The following is a 16,591-nucleotide window of genomic DNA, read 5'->3' on the forward strand; positions in this document are numbered from 1 at the left end:
GCGGCGGTCAGCCACCCGACAACAGGTGCAGACGCAGGGCGAGCTGGAGTTCCAGTGTCTGCTCGGGGGTGTTCCAGCCGGGGCCGAGCAGGGCGTGGACGCGGTCCAGCCGCTGCACGACCGTGTTCACGTGGACATGCAGTTCCTCCTTGGCCCGGGTGAGGCTCGCGCCGCAGCCGAAGTAGGCACGCAGGGTGCGGACCAGCTGGGTACCGCGCTGGGCGTCGTACTCCAGCAGCGGTCCCAGGGTCGCGGCGACGAAGCCGTCCACGTCGTGCTGGTCACCCAGCAGCACGCCCACGAAACCGAGTTCGGCGGCACACGCCCCGCCCCCGTCCCGGCCGAGCACATGCATGGCCCGCAGACAGCGCACGCCCTCGGCATGCGCGTCGGCGATCGCCCGCGGCCCGGCCGCCGGCCCGGCACCGGCGACCGTGACCGGCGCGCCGGCCAGCCGCCCGAGCTGGCCCGCGGCGGCACGGGCCGCCGCACCCGGCCCGGCGCCGTCTGAGGGGAGCAGCAGCACGACGGCGCCCTCGTGCACCGCGCTGACTCCGCCGCACCCGAACAGGTATTGCACCGTGGCGTCGGCGAGGCGCTCCCGGGCCGTTTCGCCGGTGCGGGCGACCAGCAGGAAGTGGGGACGGTCGAGGTCGATGCCGAGACGGCGGCCGCGCGCCACCAGGCCGGCCGGGTCGCGGTCGGGCGCGGTGAGTAGATCGGTGACCAGGTCGCCGCGGACCCGGTTCTCGGTCTCCGCGACCGAACGCCGCAGCAGGAGCAGCAGTGAGGTGACGACGCTGCTCCGCTCGAACAGCCGCCGGTCGGGGTCGTCGAGCTCCGGCCGCCCGTACAGGACGAGACAGCCCAGCAGTTCCTGTCCGGCCAGCACGGCGCAGACCCAGCGCCCGTCCCGGAAGACCGCGTGGGCGGTCGCGCGCGAACTCTCCGCCGCCGCGACCAGCGCGGCCGCCTGCTCGGCACCGGCGGGATCCTCCCTGCCGCCGGCGGACGCGCCGCCGGGTCCGCCGGCCTCGGTGAGCGGCCACCCGGAGCCGTCGTGCACCGCGACATCGCCCTTCAGCAGACCGGCCACGGCCGCGGCCACATCCGACACGTCCCCGCCGCGCAGCACCAGATCGGTGAGCCGGTCATGGGACTCGGCGGCCCGCTGCATGGCCGCCGAGTGCTCCCGGATCACGGCGTTGGCCTCGGCCAGTTCGGCCAGCGCGAGCCGCGCGTCGGCCATCGTCCGGGCGGTGTCGATGGCGATGGCCGCGTGGTCGGCCAGCGAGCACAGCAGGGCGACCTCCTCCGGGGCGAAGGTGCGGGGCGTGCGGTCCGCGGCGAAGAGCGCCCCGATGACCTGACCGCCGCTTCCCGAACCCAGCAGCAGCGGCACCCCGAGTATCGCGACCAGCCCCTCGTCGAGGACCCCGGCGTCGATGCTGCCGGTGTGCAGGAAACGGCCGTCGGTGCGGTAGTCCGGGGAGGCGTAGGGCCGGGCGGTCTGCGCGACCAGCCCGCCGAGCCCCTCGCCCAACTGGAGGCGCAGGTTCTGGAACAGCTCCGACACCGAGCCGTCGGTGACCCGCATATAGGTGTCCCCGGCCTCCTCGTCGGCCAGCGTGAGGTACGCCGTGTCGGTGCCCAGGAGCATCCTGGCCCGCCGCACGATGGAACGCAGTACGGCGTCGAGGTCGCGCAGCGCCGCCAGGTCGCCGGCGGTGTCGAAGAGCGCGGTCAGCTCCGTCTCCCGGCGCCGGTGCTGCCGCAGCGTGTTCCGCACCCGCGACGCCGCCTCGGTGGCTCGTTCCACCTCGGCGAGGTCCGGGGCGTCGACACCGTCGCGGCGCGCGTCGGCGACGACGGCGCCCAGTTCTTCGGCCGGGGCGCCCGCGGCGAGGAGCTCGAAGAGCCGGCGCAGGTGCGGGGCGGCGGAGGTGGGTCTGTGCGACATGGGCAACCGTTTTGGAGTCGGGGGCACTTGACGGGAGAACGGCCCGGGAGCGGGACCGGGCCGTTCTCGGTCTGACGCTACCGCCGGGTGGACGGACGGGCGGTGTTCGTGTGCGGACGGGCGGCGCTCAGGTGGACGCGGCCGTCCGCCGGTCCGCGCCGGCCGGTGCCGCGGACCCGTCGCCCGGCTCGATCGTGGCCAGATCCCTCCCGCGCGTCTCGCGGGCGGCGAGGACGGCGACGACGGTGATCAGCGCGGCCAGGCCGACGTACACCGAGATCGGAGTGGAGTTCCCGTAGGAGCCGAGCAGCGCGGTGGCGATCAGCGGGGCGGGGGCACCGGCCGCCACCGAGGAGAGCTGGGCCCCGATGGACGCGCCGGTGTAACGCATCCGGGTGGCGAACAGCTCCGAGAAGAACGCCGCCTGGGGTGCGTACATGGCACTGTGGAAGACCAACCCGACGGTGACGGCCAGCACCAGCGCGGGGAACGACCTGGTGTCCAGCAGCGCGAAGAAGGCCCACGACCACAGCCCGACACCGACCGCGCCCACCAGGTAGACGGGCTTGCGCCCGATCCGGTCGGAGAGGGCGCCGAACAGCGGGATCAGGCAGAACTGCACGGCGGAACCGATCAGCACCGCGTTCAGGGACGTCTGCTTGTCTATCTTGAGGTGCTCGACGCAGTACGTGAGCACGAAGGCGGTGATGACGTAGTAGGAGATGTTCTCGGCCATCCGGGCACCCATCGCGACCAGGATGTCCCGCCAGTGGTCGCGTACCACCGCGACGAGCGGCGGCCGTTCGGCCCGCTCCCGCGCCTCGCGCCGCTCGGCCGCGGCCAACGCCTCCTTGAACAGCGGGGATTCGTCGACGGACAGCCGGATCCACAGGCCGATCATGACCAGTACGGCAGAGAGCAGGAACGGCACCCGCCAGCCCCAGGAATCGAAGGCGTCGTCGCTCAGCACGGTGGTCATCAGGGACAGCACGCCGACGGCGACCAGGTTGCCGGCCGGCGCGCCGCCCTGCGGCCAGGACGCCCAGAACCCGCGGCGCCTGGCGTCCCCGTGCTCGGACACCAGCAGCACCGCACCGCCCCACTCACCCCCGAGCGCGAAGCCCTGGATCAGCCGCAGGGTGGTCAGCAGGAGGGGAGCCGCGACACCGATCGTGCGATACCCGGGCACACAGCCGATCAGCGCGGTGGACAGCCCCATCATCAGCAGGCTGATCACCAGGAGCCGCTTGCGCCCGAGCCGGTCGCCGTAATGCCCGAAGACCACGGCACCGACGGGACGGGCCACGAATCCGATCGCGTACGTGAGGAAGGACAGCAGCGTCCCGGTGAGCGGATCCGAGTCCGGGAAGAACACCCGCCCGAACACGAGGGCGGCGGCCGAACCGTAGAGAAAGTAGTCGTACCACTCGACGGTGGTGCCGATCAGGCTGGCGGCGACGATCCTGCCGAGCCCGGTGGAGGGCGGGGGAGCGGTGTTTGCTGCGGCCATGTGCGCCACTTCCTCGTGTGCGGTGGGGACGGGTACGTGTCGGCACACGGTAGGAAGATGCAGGTCAGGGGCACATGTGGTGGGGCGACATAGTTCGGGGGCCGACTATGCGTGTGGCCACCATGCCGACCCGGCGAAGAGCGGTTCGGGGGCTCGGCGCGAGCGGGACGAGTGCCTTCCGGCGACGATGTTCACCCTCGGAGGCCGGGTGACGGTCGGCGAGTCCGGTGTGTCACGTCACCGCGCCGACGAGGCAGAGCGTTGTCCCGACGCCGAGCAGTACGAGGCCGGTGCCTCCCATGAGGAGCACGACAGGGCGCTCCTTGCCGAAATCGAGGTCCTCGCGGGTTCCCAACCTCGCGCGCTGAGGCTTCGTGCTGTCGTACACGACCGGCACGACCGTGTCCTCGGGACCGGGCAACGCCTGCATGTACTCATGGAATCGGGCCGGCGGCTCCCCCTGCGGCAGGCAGACGTCGAAGAAGGCACGATGTGAATTGGTCACGTATTCGTAGAACTTGTAGACCGCTTGCCCGTCGACGCCGTGGTGCTTGAGGTTCCGCATGAGGCGGTACTCCACGAGATTGCCCGACTGGGCCAACAGGGCAAAGAATCCGAACAGTATGAGAACAAGGCCCAGAGTCATGGGAAAAGACATGCCACTCCCGCCCGTCCCGTACGTGTAGAGCCGCATCGTAGTCCCACAGGTCGATCCGCGTGGGCCGCCCGGTCGACGCCCCGATCTACGCCGTCATGGACAGTCTGTCCGCCCCCAAAGGGCGACACCGTCAGACTCCGACCATCGGAGCAGTCGGCGACGACCCGCCGGAAGACGTGGTCGGGGCGACGGGCGGCCGGTACCTCGTCTCGGTTCCGCGGTCAGGTGGCCGCCCGCTCCGGTTCCTGATCGCCCTGCCGGGGAGCCGGGAGGGTGGCCTTCGCAAGCCGTGCCGGTCCCGTCGGCCGGCGGGCGCGGGTGGCCGGAGAGGGGGCAGGCCCTCAGGCGTCGCTCCACCCGGTCGTGCTGGAATACGCGGCCAGCAGGTCCACCACGAAGACCAGGGTCGAGCCCGCCGGGATCAACGGCGAAGGCGACTGATTGCCGTAGCCGAGACGCGGGGGAACGATGATCTCGCGCCGACCGCCGACCCTCATCCCCCTCACCCCCCGGTCCCAGCCCTTGATGGCCTTGCCGCCGCCAAGGGCGAACTTGAACGGCAGGCCCCGGTCCCAGGAGGCATCGAACTCCTTCCCGGACTCGAAGGTCACACCGACATAGTGGACCCTGACCACCATGCCCGGCTTCACCTCGGGTCCCTCCCCGACCACCAGGTCCCGGATGGTCAGCTCGGCAGGAGCGTCACCCTCCGGAACGTCGACCTCCGGCTTCGTCAGTTCACTCATCGCAGCCTCATCACCTTCCGCCGGCGGCCGTCACACGGACCGGCCGGACGCATGGGCACTCCATGCGGCGACTGGTCAGGCTACCGAGACCGCCGGCCGGCCGAGCACACGGATCCGGCGGCCGGACGTGGTGATCCTCCATGCGGCCGAGCGACCGGGGCTGCGGCAGGTGCCGGCCGGTCCCGACGCCGCGGGCCGCCGCGGAGCGACCGGTCGCAACCGGGGGTGACCTGCGGCGACCGGTGTCTTGCCACCCCTCTTACCATTTCCCCCATGGGGATTCCGGGTGAGTGGTGAGTAGGGACGAGGGCGGGACCGCCGGTCCGCCGGTGGACTGGCCGCGGACGCTCCATCTGCTGTGGCGCGCGGCCACGGCAGAGGTCCGGGACGTCACGGGGATCGCGGACCAGGTCTACGGCTCCCTGCTGGCGCTGCCCGGCGTGGAGGCCGTCGTGGGCGCCCGGTGGGACGACCGGGGCCCCCTCTACCTGCGGCGGGGGCTCCGTGGCGGCGGCGGGGTCGCGACCTGGCTGCCGTCCGGCGAGCGGTGGCCCGGCGGCTCCGCGTGCCCGGACACCGTCGCCGCGGACGCCGCGCCCCGCGTCCGGCTGCTCGACCTCGGCGCGGCGGGTACCGGTTACCCGGCCCTCGCGGGCCGGCCGCTGGGCGACGCCGGCGCGCGGTGGGCCGTGGAGTGCGTGTTCCCGCTCGCCGTCGGCGACAACGCCGCCCTGTGGCTGGGGCTGGCCCGGCGGCCCGCCGCCGAGGAGGCCGAGATCCTGGGGGAGCGGCTGACCCAGGTCGCGGAGATCCTGCTGGCGGGCAACGAGCGCATCCTGGAGATCCGGGCGCACGAGCGGAGCCGGGTACGTGACGCGTTCCTGGCCGAGGCTTCGCTCCAGATGGACGCCAGCCTCGATGCGCGCGAGACCCTGCACCGCGTGGCGCGGCTGGCCGTCCCCGCCGTCGCCGAGGGCTGCGTGGTCCACCTGTTCGGTGACGACGGGCGGCTGGTACCGGTCGCGACGGCACACGTCGCGGCGCCGGCGCAGGCATGGCTGACGCGGACGGCCCAGGGCGACGCGTGGATGAAGTCGGTGCTGACGAGTGCGGCGGAGGGCCGTGAGGGATACGTGCTGCGGGGCGAGGACCTGGCCGGCGGCCCCTTCGGTCCGGCCGCGGCCGGACCCGGTGGCACGGTGCGGGCCCTCAGCATCAGCCCGCTGCGCGCGCGGGGCCGCGTCCTGGGCACCCTGACGTTCCTCTACGAGGGGACCGACACCAGCATCGGGGACCTGCGGATGCTCGACGACCTCGCGGGCCGCGCCGCCCTCGCCATCGACACGACCACGCTGTACGAACAGCGCCGCCGGCACGTGCAGATGCTCCAGCGGCACCTGCTGCCGCGCGCCCTGCCGAAGGTCGCCGGAGTGGACCTGAGCGCCGCCTACCACGTCGGCGACACCAGCCTGGACGTCGGCGGGGACTTCTACGACGTGGTGGTCTCGGGGGACACGGTGGCCCTGGTGATCGGTGACGTGTGCGGGCGCGGGGCGGAGGCCGCCGCCTTCACCGCTCTGGCCAGGCACACGCTGCGCACCCTGCTGGAGGACGGGGTGGCGCCCGCGGCCGCCCTGACCCGTCTCAACCGGGCGCTGACCGGCGAGGGCGCCTCGCGGTTCGTCACCGCGCTGGTGGTACGGCTGGTTCCGGCGGACGACGGCTGGGACGCCGAGATCGCCGGGGCCGGGCATCCGTGGCCCCTCGTACGGCGCGCGGGCGGACAGGTGGCGGAGATGCCCGCGCGGGGACTGCTGCTGGGCGTCGTCCCGGAGGCCCATTACGAAGCGGCCCGGTTCCGGCTGGCGGAGGGCGACGCGCTGGTGCTCTTCACGGACGGGCTGACCGAGGCGCGGTCCCAGGACGGGACGCAGTTCGAGGAGCAGGCGCCCGCCGCGGTCGGGAAGTTCGCCGCCTCCGGAGAGGCCGCTGCGGCGGAACTGGTCGCGGCGGTCGCGGAGTTCCGCGCACGGGGCGACGACGACACCGCCGTGCTGATCGCGAGGGTGAAGGGATCGATGTGACGCGGGACCACGTGCCCGGAAGGCGGCTCGACATGGGCCGGCTGCTGGTTGTCGAGGACTCCGAGGAGGACGCGGAGGCGATCGAGCGGGCGCTCTCCCGGACCCATCCCCTCCTGCGCCTGGAGATCGTCGCGGACGGAAAGGGCCTGGTGGACCGGCTGCTGGCCGCCGACGAGGTGCCCGGCATCATCCTCCTGGACCTCAACATGCCCGGCCTCGGCGGGCACAGCCTGCTGCAGACGATCCGGTCCCGGCCCGAGCTGGCGGAGGTGGCCGTCGTGGTGTTCACCTCGTCCACGGCGCCCGCCGAGGTCGACGCCTGCTACGCGGCCGGCGCGGACAGCTACATCTACAAGCCGCTCAACTTCGAGCTGTTCCGGACCGTCCTGAAGGGCGCCGTCGACTACTGGCAGCAGACCAGGCGTCAGCCGCCCTCCGGCGAGGGGTCGGTCCCGCCGAGCGTGAAGTAGAAGGCGGTGCCCTCGCCCGGGGCGCTGGTGAGCCACAGGCGGCCGCCGTGCCGGTCCACGATGCGCTGGACGACGGCGAGGCCCACACCGGTGCCGCCGCCGCGCTCACCGGGGCCGTGCAGGCGCCGGAAGAGGTCGAACACCTCCTGCTGGCGGTCGGCCGGGATGCCGATCCCGTTGTCCCGGACCACGACGGCCGCCACCGCTTCCGACGCCCCCGGGGGCGTGTGCCGCTCCACGGCGATCTGCACGGTGCGGTCCGGCCGGTCGGAGGCGTATTTGGCCGCGTTTACCAGGAGGTTCACCAGGATCTCGTAGACCCGGTCCGGGTCGGCGTCGACCGCGGGCAGGCACCGGGGGCGCAGCACCCGTACGTTCTCCTCGGCCAGCCGGGGTCCGGCCACCTCCAGTGCCGAGTCGACCACCTCGTCCAGCGGGACCTCCGCGCGCCGCAGGCCGCCCCGGCCCATCCGGGCATAGTGGAGGAGGGAGTTGAGCAGGTCGTCCATGCGGGCGGCGAGCCGGCGCATGGTCCGCAGCCGGCGCACGCTGGTGGCGTCGAGCCGGTCGCCCGCGTCCTCCAGCGTGAACGTGGCGGCGTTGGCGATGCCCCGCAGCGGTTCCTTGAGGTCGTGCGCCGTGACGTGGGCGAAGGAGTCGAGGTCCAGGTTGGTCAGGCGCAGTTCGGCGTTGAGCGCGCCCAGTTCCTCCGCGTGCCGGAGCACCAGTGCGGTCAGGAGCCGGCGCATCTCGGCCGCGGCCGCCTCGGTCCGCCGGCCCCAGGGACGGCTGCGGCCGCGTACGACGGACCGGAAGACCGCGCCGGAGCCTCTCGGCGTGAGCCGTTCGCCCCGCGGGCCGACCATCACCGGCCGGGACGGGTCCGCCGCCCACTCCCGGGGCAGGGCGCGTTCCGCGCGGACCCAGGCCAGGAAGTCCCCCTCGTCGCCGAGCGGTACCAGCAGTACCCCGGCCACCCGGCCGGCCGCCGCGCGATCGGCGCCCTCCTCCGAGAGCAGCTCCGGCATCCGGTCCGTGGACCAGACGCCCGCCGACGAGGCGGCCGCGCGCCCGGCGAGCGCACGGATCAGCCCCGGCGGCACGGGCAGACCCGCCGCCGACACCCGGTCGCCGCGCACCAGCAGCACCCCGTCGGCGTCCACCAGGCGCCGGACCAGACCCTCGTGCCGCAGCAAGGAGGCGTCGACGTCGACGTCCAGCAGCGCGGCGAGCCCGGCGGCGTCCCGGCCGGCCCGCTCCAGGGCGTCGGCGCGTTCGCGTTCCTCGATGGCGGCCAGTTGCATGGAGAACGCGGCGCCGAACAGTTCGCAGGCCGAGCGCACGGCCGGCGCGACCGGGGCGGGAGCGGCGCCGTGGCAGGCGATCAGGCCCCACAGCCGCCCGTCCTTGAGCAGCGACACGGACATGGAGGAGCGCACGCCGATGTTGCGCAGGTACTCCAGGTGGAACTCCGAGACGGTGCGCAGCGCGGCACCGGAGAGGTCCAGCGGGGTGTCCGTCGCCTCGCGCACCGGCGGGACCAGGCGCGCCGTGGCGTCGTCCACGTCGGCGATGGCGCGGATCCAGTTCTCCTCGTACAGGCGGCGGGCCTGCGGGGGGATGTCGGTGGCGGGGAACCACAGGCCGAGCCAGGGCTCCCAGCCGTCCGCCACGGACTCGGCGAGCACCTCGCCGGGGCCGTCGAACCCGTCGAAGCGGTAGGCGACGACGCGTTCGAAGCCGGTCAGGGCGCGCACCTCGGCGACGGCCGCCTGGCAGCAGTCCGCCACGGTGGTGGCGGAGCGCAGCCGGTTCAGGGCGCGCCGGGCCCGTTCGTAGAAGCCGCCCGAGCGCGCCGCCCGCTCCGGGTCGTGCGGCTCGAACTCCACCAGGACCAGGGTGTCGCGACGGTGCACGGAGACGTCGAAGAGCGAGCGGTGACCGTCCGGCCCCGCGGGGACGGGGAAGCCGACGGCGGACGCGCCGTCCGTGCCCGCCGTCTCCAGTGCCGCCTGCCAGTCGGCCGCGGCGAGCACACGGGTGACCGGGCCGCCCACCAGGTCCCGGGCGGGCACACCCAGCAGCGCGGCGGCGTTCTCGGCGGCCGTGTCGACGAGCCCGGTGTCCGGGTCGACGGCCAGCAACGTCCCGTAGGACTGGACTCCGCCGAGCAGGTGGATCCGCTCGCGCACACAGACCGACAGGTCGAACCCGCCCGGCACGGAGGCCTCGGCGAGCCGGGCCTTCGGTGACAACCAGTCCTCGTCCACGCGCGGTGGTTCCTCTCCGTAAGTGAGGTCCAGTGTCCCAGAGGGCGGCCGGCCGGGTGCCGGGCCTGATCCTCAGGGCCCGGCCGGGGCCGGAGGCCAGGCCGCGGGGTCGAGGACCCCCAGCGCATAGGCGCGGGCGACCAGCGCGGTCTTCCCGCGTACGCCCCAACGCCGGGACAGCCGCGTCAGGTGGTAGTTGATCCCGTCCACGGTCAGGCCGACCGCCTTGGCGATCCGCGCGGTCGTGTCGCCGGCCGCCGTCAGCGCGAGGATCCGCGCTTCGACCTCGCTCACCCGCGTCCGTTCCGCCCCCTCCACGGTGGGTGATGCGACCCGTTCGCCCCCGACCCTCAGCAGCAGCATCAGCGCCGGCGGCGCGTCCGGGGTGTCACTGACCGGGTCGATGTCCATCTCGCCGTACCGCTCGACACCACCGGAGGCGAACCAGGTCACCTCGACGGGGTACCGGGCCCGGCGGCGCAGTCGTACGGCCTCCGAGATCGGCCGGAGCCGGGTGCCGGCGCGGGGGTGGAAGAAGTCCAGGGCGTTACGGCCCACCAACTGCCCCGACAGCATCCCCCACTCCGCGGCCATCGCCGGATTCGCCAGGAAGATGACGCCATCGGCGTCGCAGAGCGCGACCGGCAAGGGCAGATGGTCGAGCAGGAGAAGGAGGCGATTACGCCAGGTGATCGCCTGCCGTCGCCAGGCTTCCGCGGCCGGCGAATCGCTCGGCGGCCCGCTCGCCCGGAGGTCCATGCGACGCTCCTCCGTCGTACGCCGTCGGGGCACTGCGCACCCTGGCCCGCATTGCAAGCCTGACACGGCACGTCGTACTACACAAATGTTTAGCATCGGGCCGGGGTCCGTCCCGCTCCGGGGGTCACTGTGGAGGTGACCGATGGGATCGCCTCTCGTGGGCCGTTCCGGTATCTCCCGATGTACGGAAGGCGGTTCGCTCCATGTCCGCGACCCTGCTCGCGCCGCAGCCCGACAGCCACGACGGAACTCCGGTCGTCGACGTCTCGGACGCTCCGACCGGCACACCGATCCTGAGGACCATGGACCTGGTCCGGCGGCACGGTCCCGTCCTCGTCCAGCGCCTGCACGGTCAGGACACCCTCCTCGTCAGCAGCCTGGAACTGGTCACCGAACTCTCCGACGAGCGACGGTTCGGGAAGGCTATCGGGCCCGCGCTGGAGAACGTGCGCGAGTTCACCCATGACGGCCTGTTCACCGCGTACGACGACGAACCCAACTGGGCCAAGGCGCACGACATCCTGATGCCCGCCTTCGCGCTCGGCTCGATGCGTGCCTACCACCCGGTGATGCTGAAGGCGGCACGGCGGCTGATCGCATCCTGGGACGCCCGGTCCGCTGCCGGTACGCCGGTCGACGTGTCCGACGACATGACCCGGATGACCCTGGACACCATCGGACTGGCCGGCTTCGGATTCGACTTCGAGTCCTTCGACCGCGCTGAGCCGCACCCCTTCGTCGAGGCCCTGGTGCGCGCCCTGCGCTGGTCGATGACCAAGCTCAGCCGCGAACCGGGCGCCGACCACACGGAGGCCGACGAGGCGTTCCGCGCCGACGCGGACTTCCTGGCCTCCGTCGTGGACGACGTGATCGCGGCGCGCACCGCTCCGGGCGCGGCGGCCCCCGAGGACGAAGACCTCCTGGGCCTCATGCTGAACGCCACCCACCCCTGCGACGGCACCACCCTCGACCTGGAGAACATCCGCGACCAGGTCATCACCTTCCTGATCGCCGGCCACGAGACCACCTCCGGCACGATGTCCTTCGCGCTGTACAACCTGGTCAAGCACCCGGCCGTGCTGCGCATGGTGCAGCGTGAGGTGGACGGACTGTGGGGCGACGAGAAGGACCCCGAGCCGGCCTTCGAGGACATCGGCCGCCTGCGGTACACCCGCCAGGTGCTCAACGAGACGCTCCGCATGTTCCCGCCGGCTCCCCAGTTCGCGCGACGGGCGCGCCACGACACCCACCTGGGCGGCATCCCGATGCGGGCAGGGCAGTGGGCGGCCGTGGTGACGCCCATGCTGCACCGGGACCCGGCCTGGGGCGACAACCCCGAACTGTTCGACCCCGCCCGCTTCACCCCCGAAGCGGAGGCGGCCCGCTCCCCGCACGCCTTCAAGCCGTTCGGCACCGGCGAACGCGCCTGCATCGGACGGCAGTTCGCCCTGCACGAGGCCACCCTGCTGCTCGCCCTGCTGGTCCACCGCTACCGGCTGCTCGACCACGCCGACTACAGCCTGAACCTCAAGCAGGCCCTCACCATCAAGCCCGAGGGCTTCACCCTTACCCTCGCCCCGCGCACCGCGGCCGACCGCGACGCCGCCCGCGCGGCCCTGCCCGCGTTCTCCGCCGCGTCCGCCGACGAGACGCCGGCGGACAGCGGCGGTCTGCCCACCCGGGTCCGGCAGGGCACCGGACTCCTGCTGCTGCACGGCTCCAACTACGGCACCTGCCGCGACTTCTCGAACCAACTGGCCGACACCGCCGCCGAGATCGGCTGCGACACCGTCGTGGCCCCGCTCGACGCCCACGCCGGCGCCCTGCCCACCGACCGGCCCGTCGTCATCGTCGCCGCCTCGTACAACGGGCAGCCCACCGACGACGCGGCCGCCTTCGTCCAGTGGCTGGAGAGCGCCGGACCCGGTGCCGCCGACGGCGTCACCTACGCCGTCCTCGGCGTCGGCGACCGCAACTGGTCGGCCACCTACCAGCGCGTCCCCACCCTCGTCGACGACCGGCTCGCAGCCCTCGGCGGCACCCGGCTGACCGAGCGCGCCGAAGGCGACGCCGCCGGTGACCTGGCCGGCGCGGTCAGGACGTTCACCGGCACCCTGCGCACCGCTCTCCTCGAAGAGTACGGCGACCCGGCCACCGTCGGTGCCGCTGCCGAGGCGGCCTCCGAGGCACCGGGGTACACCGTCACCGAGGTCACCGGGGACGCTCTGGACGCGCTCGCCACGCGGCACGGCATGACGGCCATGACCGTCACCGAGACCGGCAGCCTCACCCGGCCCGGCCACCCGCGCGCCAAGCGCTTCGTGCGCCTGGCCCTGCCCCAGGGGGCGACCTATCGCACCGCGGACCACTTCACCGTGCTCCCGGCCAACGCCCCGGCCCTCGTCGAACGTGCCGTCCGTGTCCTGCGGGTGAACCCGGACACCGTCCTCAACATCGCCGCGCGCCGCCCGCGCCGCGACGGCATCGCCGTCGACCGCCCGGTCACCGTGCGCGAACTGCTCACCCGGTACGTCGAACTGCAGGACCGCCCGACCGCCGCCCAGCTGACCGTCCTGGCCGAGCTCAACCCCTGCCCGCCCGAGCGTAAGGCCCTGCGGGCCCTGGCCGACGACGCCGAGGCCCTCGCCGCCGACCACCGCGGCCTCCTCGACGTCATCGAGGATCACCCCGCCCTCGGCGAGTCCCTGACCTGGCCGGTGCTGTTGGACCTGCTGCCGCCGGTCCGCCCGCGCCACTACTCGGTGTCCTCCTCGCCCGCCGGCGACCCGCACCACGTCGACCTGATGGTGTCCCTCCTCCAGGCCCCCGCGCGCTCGGGTCGCGGCACCTTCCGCGGCACCGGTTCGGGATACCTGAACGCCGTGCGCCCCGGAGACACCGTGTACGCCCGGATCCAGCCGTGCCGGGAGGCCTTCCGGATCGACCCCGACGCCGCGACCCCGGTGATCATGATCGCGGCCGGCACCGGTCTCGCCCCCTTCCGGGGCGCCATCGCCGACCGGCTCGCCCACGCGGCGCAGGGCGGCGAACTCGCCCCGGCGCTCTGCTACTTCGGCTGCGATGCCCCCGACGCCGACTACCTGCACGGCGAGGAGCTGCGCTCCGCCGAACTCGCCGGCGTGGTGCGGATGCGTCCGGCCTTCAGCGAGGCGCCCGTCGACGGCCGGATGTTCGTCCAGCACCGCATCGCGGCCGAGGCCGACGAGGTGTGGCAGCTGCTCGGCGCCGGGGCCAAGGTCTACGTCTGCGGTGACGGCAGCCGGATGGCCCCGGGCGTGTGCGACGCCTTCCGCGCCATCTACACGGAACGCACGCCCGGTGCCGACGCCGCCGACGCCGCCGCGTGGCTCGACTCGCTGATCGCCGGCGGACGCTACGTCCAGGACGTCTACGCGGCCGGCTGAGCCGTGCCGCGGCGGGCCGACGGCGTGTCCGGGCGCGGCACGCGGCAGGAGACCGCACGCCCGGCGTGTGCCGACGGGGGGCCGAGGGCGGGCGCCGTCCGCCTGGTGCTACGGCGAGGTGGGCGGGTGCGGGGAGCGCAACACGAGCAGGGTGATCTCGCTGGGCGCGAAGACACGGAACGGCGGGCCCCAGAAACCGGTGCCGCGGCTGGTGTAGAGGAGGGTGCGGGCGCCGTGGCGGCTGAGGCCGGCGAGGGCCGGCTGGTCGATGCGGACCAGGTGGTGGAAGGGCCAGATCTGGCCGCCGTGAGTGTGGCCGGAGAGCTGGAGGTCGATGCCGGCGGCTGCCGCCCGGTCGACGAACTTCGGCTGGTGCGCCAGGAGCAGGACGGGCAGGTCGGGGTCGGCGCCGTCCAACGCTCCGGCGAGATGGGCGCGGTGGCCCGCCAGACCGGAGGACTCGGCGGTGACGTCGTCCACGCCGGCGACCACGAGGGTGTCGCCGCCGCGTTCGAGCAGCAGGTGGCGGTTGCGCAGCGGCTCCCAGCCCAGCTCGTCCATCAGGTCGACCCAGCCCTGGGCCTCGCTGTAGTACTCGTGGTTGCCGGTGACGTACACCCGGGCCCGGGTGGCCCGCACGGTACCGAGCGGTGCGGCCTGGGCGCGGCGGCGTTCGGCCGTACCGTCCGCGATGTCGCCGGTGTGGCAGACCAGGTCGGCTTCCAGGGTGTTCACGGTCTCGCACACCCGTGCCGACCAGCGGGCGCGGTCGAGGGGGCCGTAGTGGGTATCGGTGATGAGGGCGACGCGGAGGCCGTCCAACCCGGTGCCCAGCCGCGGGAGTCGCACGTCGAGCCGGCGCACCCGTGGCACACGGCGGGCCTCGGCGTATCCCCAGCCGAGCAGTACGGCGCTCACGCCTAGGACGGCCCAGGTGACGATTCGGGCCCGGTCCTCGCTCTCACCGACGCCGGCGACGGTCAGGGCGAGCCGCAGCACGACGCCCAGCAGAACGGACCAGGCGAACAGGACCCAGCTGGTGCCCAGCAGGGTGTCACCGACGATCGCGGCCCGGTCCCGCCGGCGCCGGCCGTGGCCGTGCGTCATCGCGAGCGGCATCCCGACGAGGCCGAGGACGAACAGGGCGGTGCCGGCCGGCGCGACGGGCGGTGGCCAGTGCTGGCCGGTGTACAGGAGCACCCAGCAGGGCACGGCCCACAACAGCACGGGGGCGATCAGGGGTATGCGGCGCATCAGGCGGTGCAGCAGCCGCCGCGGCGGCTGCTGCACCGCCGCACTCTCGGCGGGCCGGATGTCGCTGGTGTCGGTCACGCTTCCCCTCCCTGGCCAGGCTGCGTCCCGCGCACTGTATCCGGTCCCCCTCGGGCCACCTGAACGGCGTTGTCCGGGTCACCACGCCGGTACGCCCCCTGGGAGGGGCCCGTTGAAGGAGATCGATCCCACTCCCGCGGTCTTCCGCGAACTCGGCCGTGCCGCCGAGCGGTTACTCACCGCGGCCGCCACGCTGAGCGACGCAGCCGTAGCCGCCCCGTCCCGGCTGCCCGGCTGGACCCGCGCCCAGCGCCCAGGGACCTGCACCCCGCGCCGCATCCTCGTCATCCGGCTGCGCGAACCCGTCCTGCACCTGGTCGACCTGGACGTCGGTCACGAGGTCGCCGACATCCCGGCGGCCGCGGTCGGCATCGTCCTGGACGATGCCGTCGGTTCTCACGCCGAGGCCGAGAAGATGCCCGCCTGCACCCTGACCGACGCCGAGGGCGTGGAGTTCGCCCGGTTCGGCGGCGGCGGGCCCGTGGTCCGCGGAGCGCGGACGGAACTGCTCGCCTGGCTCAGCGGCCGCGACGACGGCGCCCGCCTCGACGCGCCCGACGGCCTGCCGGTGCTGCCGCCATGGATCTGACCCGTCGGCAGGTGCCGCCCGGCCGCGGGCCGTCGGGGACCTCGGACGCGCGAACGGCGGCAGGAGCGCGGTCCTCGGCGGAAGACTGTCAGTGCCCGTTCGTAGGATCACCGCATGTCTGATGCCTTCACCGTCCTGTGGACCCATGACACGTGCCGCGACCTGCGCAGAGCGGGCCGTGTGGGCGAGCGCCCGCCGGTCGCCTTCAGCGGTGTTCACTCCTCCCTGCCCGCGTGGACGGGCGCGCGCGGCGGGGACGATGTGTACGCGCTGCACGTCAACCGGCGTGAGGTGTTCGTGGTGAGCCGGATGCGGGTGATCGACATGGGGCGGCGCGAGTGCTGCGGCACGGGGCCCGGAACGGGGGAGGGGCAGGCGCTTCCCGGGCACGGCGACTGGTCGATGCTCGGCGCCGGCGGCTGCGGTGCCATGCCGGTGCACGTGGACGCCACACCCGTACGTTTCGACGTACCGGTCCCCGGCGTACTGCTGGAGAGGCTGACCTGGCGTAACCGCCGGGGCCGGACCCGCGGTCTGAAGTACGTGGTCGACGGCCGTCTCGAACGCGCGGTCAGCCTCCAGGGCTTCTACCGCCTGACCACCGAGTCGGCCGACGAACTGGCCGCGGTCGTCGGCGGCGCCGCCTCCTGAGCACCGCCCCGGTGACGGCGCCGCGGGCGACCGCCGGGGCCCGAGGCGGATCCGGCGCCCTGGTGGGCGGCCCCCGGGGCGCCCAGCCAGCGGGGCGAAGGGTACGGCGAGGCGCCCGGGATGCATACCCGGCCCGG

Annotated in this window: 12 protein-coding genes; 5 read left to right on the forward strand and 7 right to left on the reverse strand. The window is 73.6% G+C overall.

Features of this window, described 5'->3' with window-relative positions; translation table 11 throughout:
• Positions 1-7: 7 nt before the first annotated feature.
• The 4 genes from VT52_RS01825 to VT52_RS01840 all read right to left on the reverse strand — a co-directional run bounded on the left by VT52_RS01825 (position 8) and on the right by VT52_RS01840 (position 4,874).
• The gene (locus tag VT52_RS01825) at positions 8-1,960 is read right to left on the reverse strand and encodes a helix-turn-helix domain-containing protein (protein ID WP_046416850.1); all 1,953 of its coding nucleotides are present in this window, start codon (positions 1,958-1,960) and stop codon (positions 8-10) included.
• A 127-nt stretch (positions 1,961-2,087) separates the two neighbouring features.
• Positions 2,088-3,470, reverse strand: coding sequence for an MFS transporter (locus VT52_RS01830; protein WP_046416851.1), 1,383 nt, complete (start codon positions 3,468-3,470; stop codon positions 2,088-2,090).
• 232 nt (positions 3,471-3,702) lie between these two features.
• Positions 3,703-4,116, reverse strand: coding sequence for a hypothetical protein (locus VT52_RS01835; protein WP_143070824.1), 414 nt, complete (start codon positions 4,114-4,116; stop codon positions 3,703-3,705).
• 353 nt (positions 4,117-4,469) lie between these two features.
• Positions 4,470-4,874 (reverse strand): FKBP-type peptidyl-prolyl cis-trans isomerase, encoded by a 405-nt coding sequence (locus VT52_RS01840; protein ID WP_046416854.1) that lies wholly within the window; start codon positions 4,872-4,874, stop codon positions 4,470-4,472.
• A gap of 293 nt (positions 4,875-5,167) precedes the next feature.
• On the opposite strand from VT52_RS01840, the gene VT52_RS01845 reads away from it, so the two are divergent.
• Together VT52_RS01845 and VT52_RS01850 are read left to right on the forward strand one after the other, a co-directional pair.
• Complete coding sequence (locus VT52_RS01845) at positions 5,168-6,958, forward strand: PP2C family protein-serine/threonine phosphatase (RefSeq protein WP_046416932.1); 1,791 nt, start codon at positions 5,168-5,170, stop codon at positions 6,956-6,958.
• A gap of 32 nt (positions 6,959-6,990) precedes the next feature.
• Complete coding sequence (locus VT52_RS01850) at positions 6,991-7,428, forward strand: response regulator (protein ID WP_046416856.1); 438 nt, start codon at positions 6,991-6,993, stop codon at positions 7,426-7,428.
• Here the strand turns inward: VT52_RS01850 and VT52_RS01855 are convergent.
• Both VT52_RS01855 and VT52_RS01860 read right to left on the reverse strand, forming a co-directional pair.
• Complete coding sequence (locus tag VT52_RS01855; protein ID WP_046416857.1) at positions 7,383-9,698, reverse strand: ATP-binding protein; 2,316 nt, start codon at positions 9,696-9,698, stop codon at positions 7,383-7,385. The genes VT52_RS01850 and VT52_RS01855 overlap by 46 nt on opposite strands.
• 72 nt (positions 9,699-9,770) lie before the next feature.
• Complete coding sequence (locus tag VT52_RS01860) at positions 9,771-10,457, reverse strand: PAS domain-containing protein (protein ID WP_079174782.1); 687 nt, start codon at positions 10,455-10,457, stop codon at positions 9,771-9,773.
• 203 nt (positions 10,458-10,660) lie between these two features.
• Here VT52_RS01860 and VT52_RS01865 point away from each other — a divergent pair, with 203 nt between their 5' ends.
• Positions 10,661-13,882, forward strand: coding sequence for a bifunctional cytochrome P450/NADPH--P450 reductase (locus VT52_RS01865; RefSeq protein WP_046416858.1), 3,222 nt, complete (start codon positions 10,661-10,663; stop codon positions 13,880-13,882).
• Positions 13,883-13,990: 108 nt separating this feature from the next.
• On the opposite strand, the gene VT52_RS01870 is transcribed toward VT52_RS01865, so the two are convergent.
• On the reverse strand, positions 13,991-15,214 hold the full coding sequence (locus tag VT52_RS01870) for a metallophosphoesterase (RefSeq protein ID WP_046416859.1): 1,224 nt from the start codon (positions 15,212-15,214) through the stop codon (positions 13,991-13,993).
• A gap of 112 nt (positions 15,215-15,326) precedes the next feature.
• Here VT52_RS01870 and VT52_RS01875 point away from each other — a divergent pair, with 112 nt between their 5' ends.
• Positions 15,327-15,803: a DinB family protein gene (locus VT52_RS01875; RefSeq protein ID WP_046416861.1), complete on the forward strand. Its 477-nt coding sequence runs from the start codon at positions 15,327-15,329 to the stop codon at positions 15,801-15,803.
• 114 nt (positions 15,804-15,917) lie between these two features.
• Positions 15,918-16,454 (forward strand): hypothetical protein, encoded by a 537-nt coding sequence (locus VT52_RS01880; RefSeq protein ID WP_046416863.1) that lies wholly within the window; start codon positions 15,918-15,920, stop codon positions 16,452-16,454.
• Positions 16,455-16,591 lie beyond the last annotated feature (137 nt).

Origin of the sequence: Streptomyces malaysiense (assembly GCF_000980885.2) — a bacterium.
Classification (GTDB): domain Bacteria; phylum Actinomycetota; class Actinomycetes; order Streptomycetales; family Streptomycetaceae; genus Streptomyces; species Streptomyces malaysiense.

Coding starts and splice junctions, on each gene's coding strand:
- VT52_RS01825 (WP_046416850.1), bottom strand. CDS start 1,960: ATGTCGCACAGACCCACCTCCGCCGCCCCGCACCTGCGCCGGCTCTTC.
- VT52_RS01830 (WP_046416851.1), bottom strand. CDS start 3,470: ATGGCCGCAGCAAACACCGCTCCCCCGCCCTCCACCGGGCTCGGCAGG.
- VT52_RS01835 (WP_143070824.1), bottom strand. CDS start 4,116: ATGACTCTGGGCCTTGTTCTCATACTGTTCGGATTCTTTGCCCTGTTG.
- VT52_RS01840 (WP_046416854.1), bottom strand. CDS start 4,874: ATGAGTGAACTGACGAAGCCGGAGGTCGACGTTCCGGAGGGTGACGCT.
- VT52_RS01850 (WP_046416856.1), top strand. CDS start 6,991: ATGGGCCGGCTGCTGGTTGTCGAGGACTCCGAGGAGGACGCGGAGGCG.
- VT52_RS01860 (WP_079174782.1), bottom strand. CDS start 10,457: ATGGACCTCCGGGCGAGCGGGCCGCCGAGCGATTCGCCGGCCGCGGAA.
- VT52_RS01865 (WP_046416858.1), top strand. CDS start 10,661: ATGTCCGCGACCCTGCTCGCGCCGCAGCCCGACAGCCACGACGGAACT.
- VT52_RS01880 (WP_046416863.1), top strand. CDS start 15,918: ATGTCTGATGCCTTCACCGTCCTGTGGACCCATGACACGTGCCGCGAC.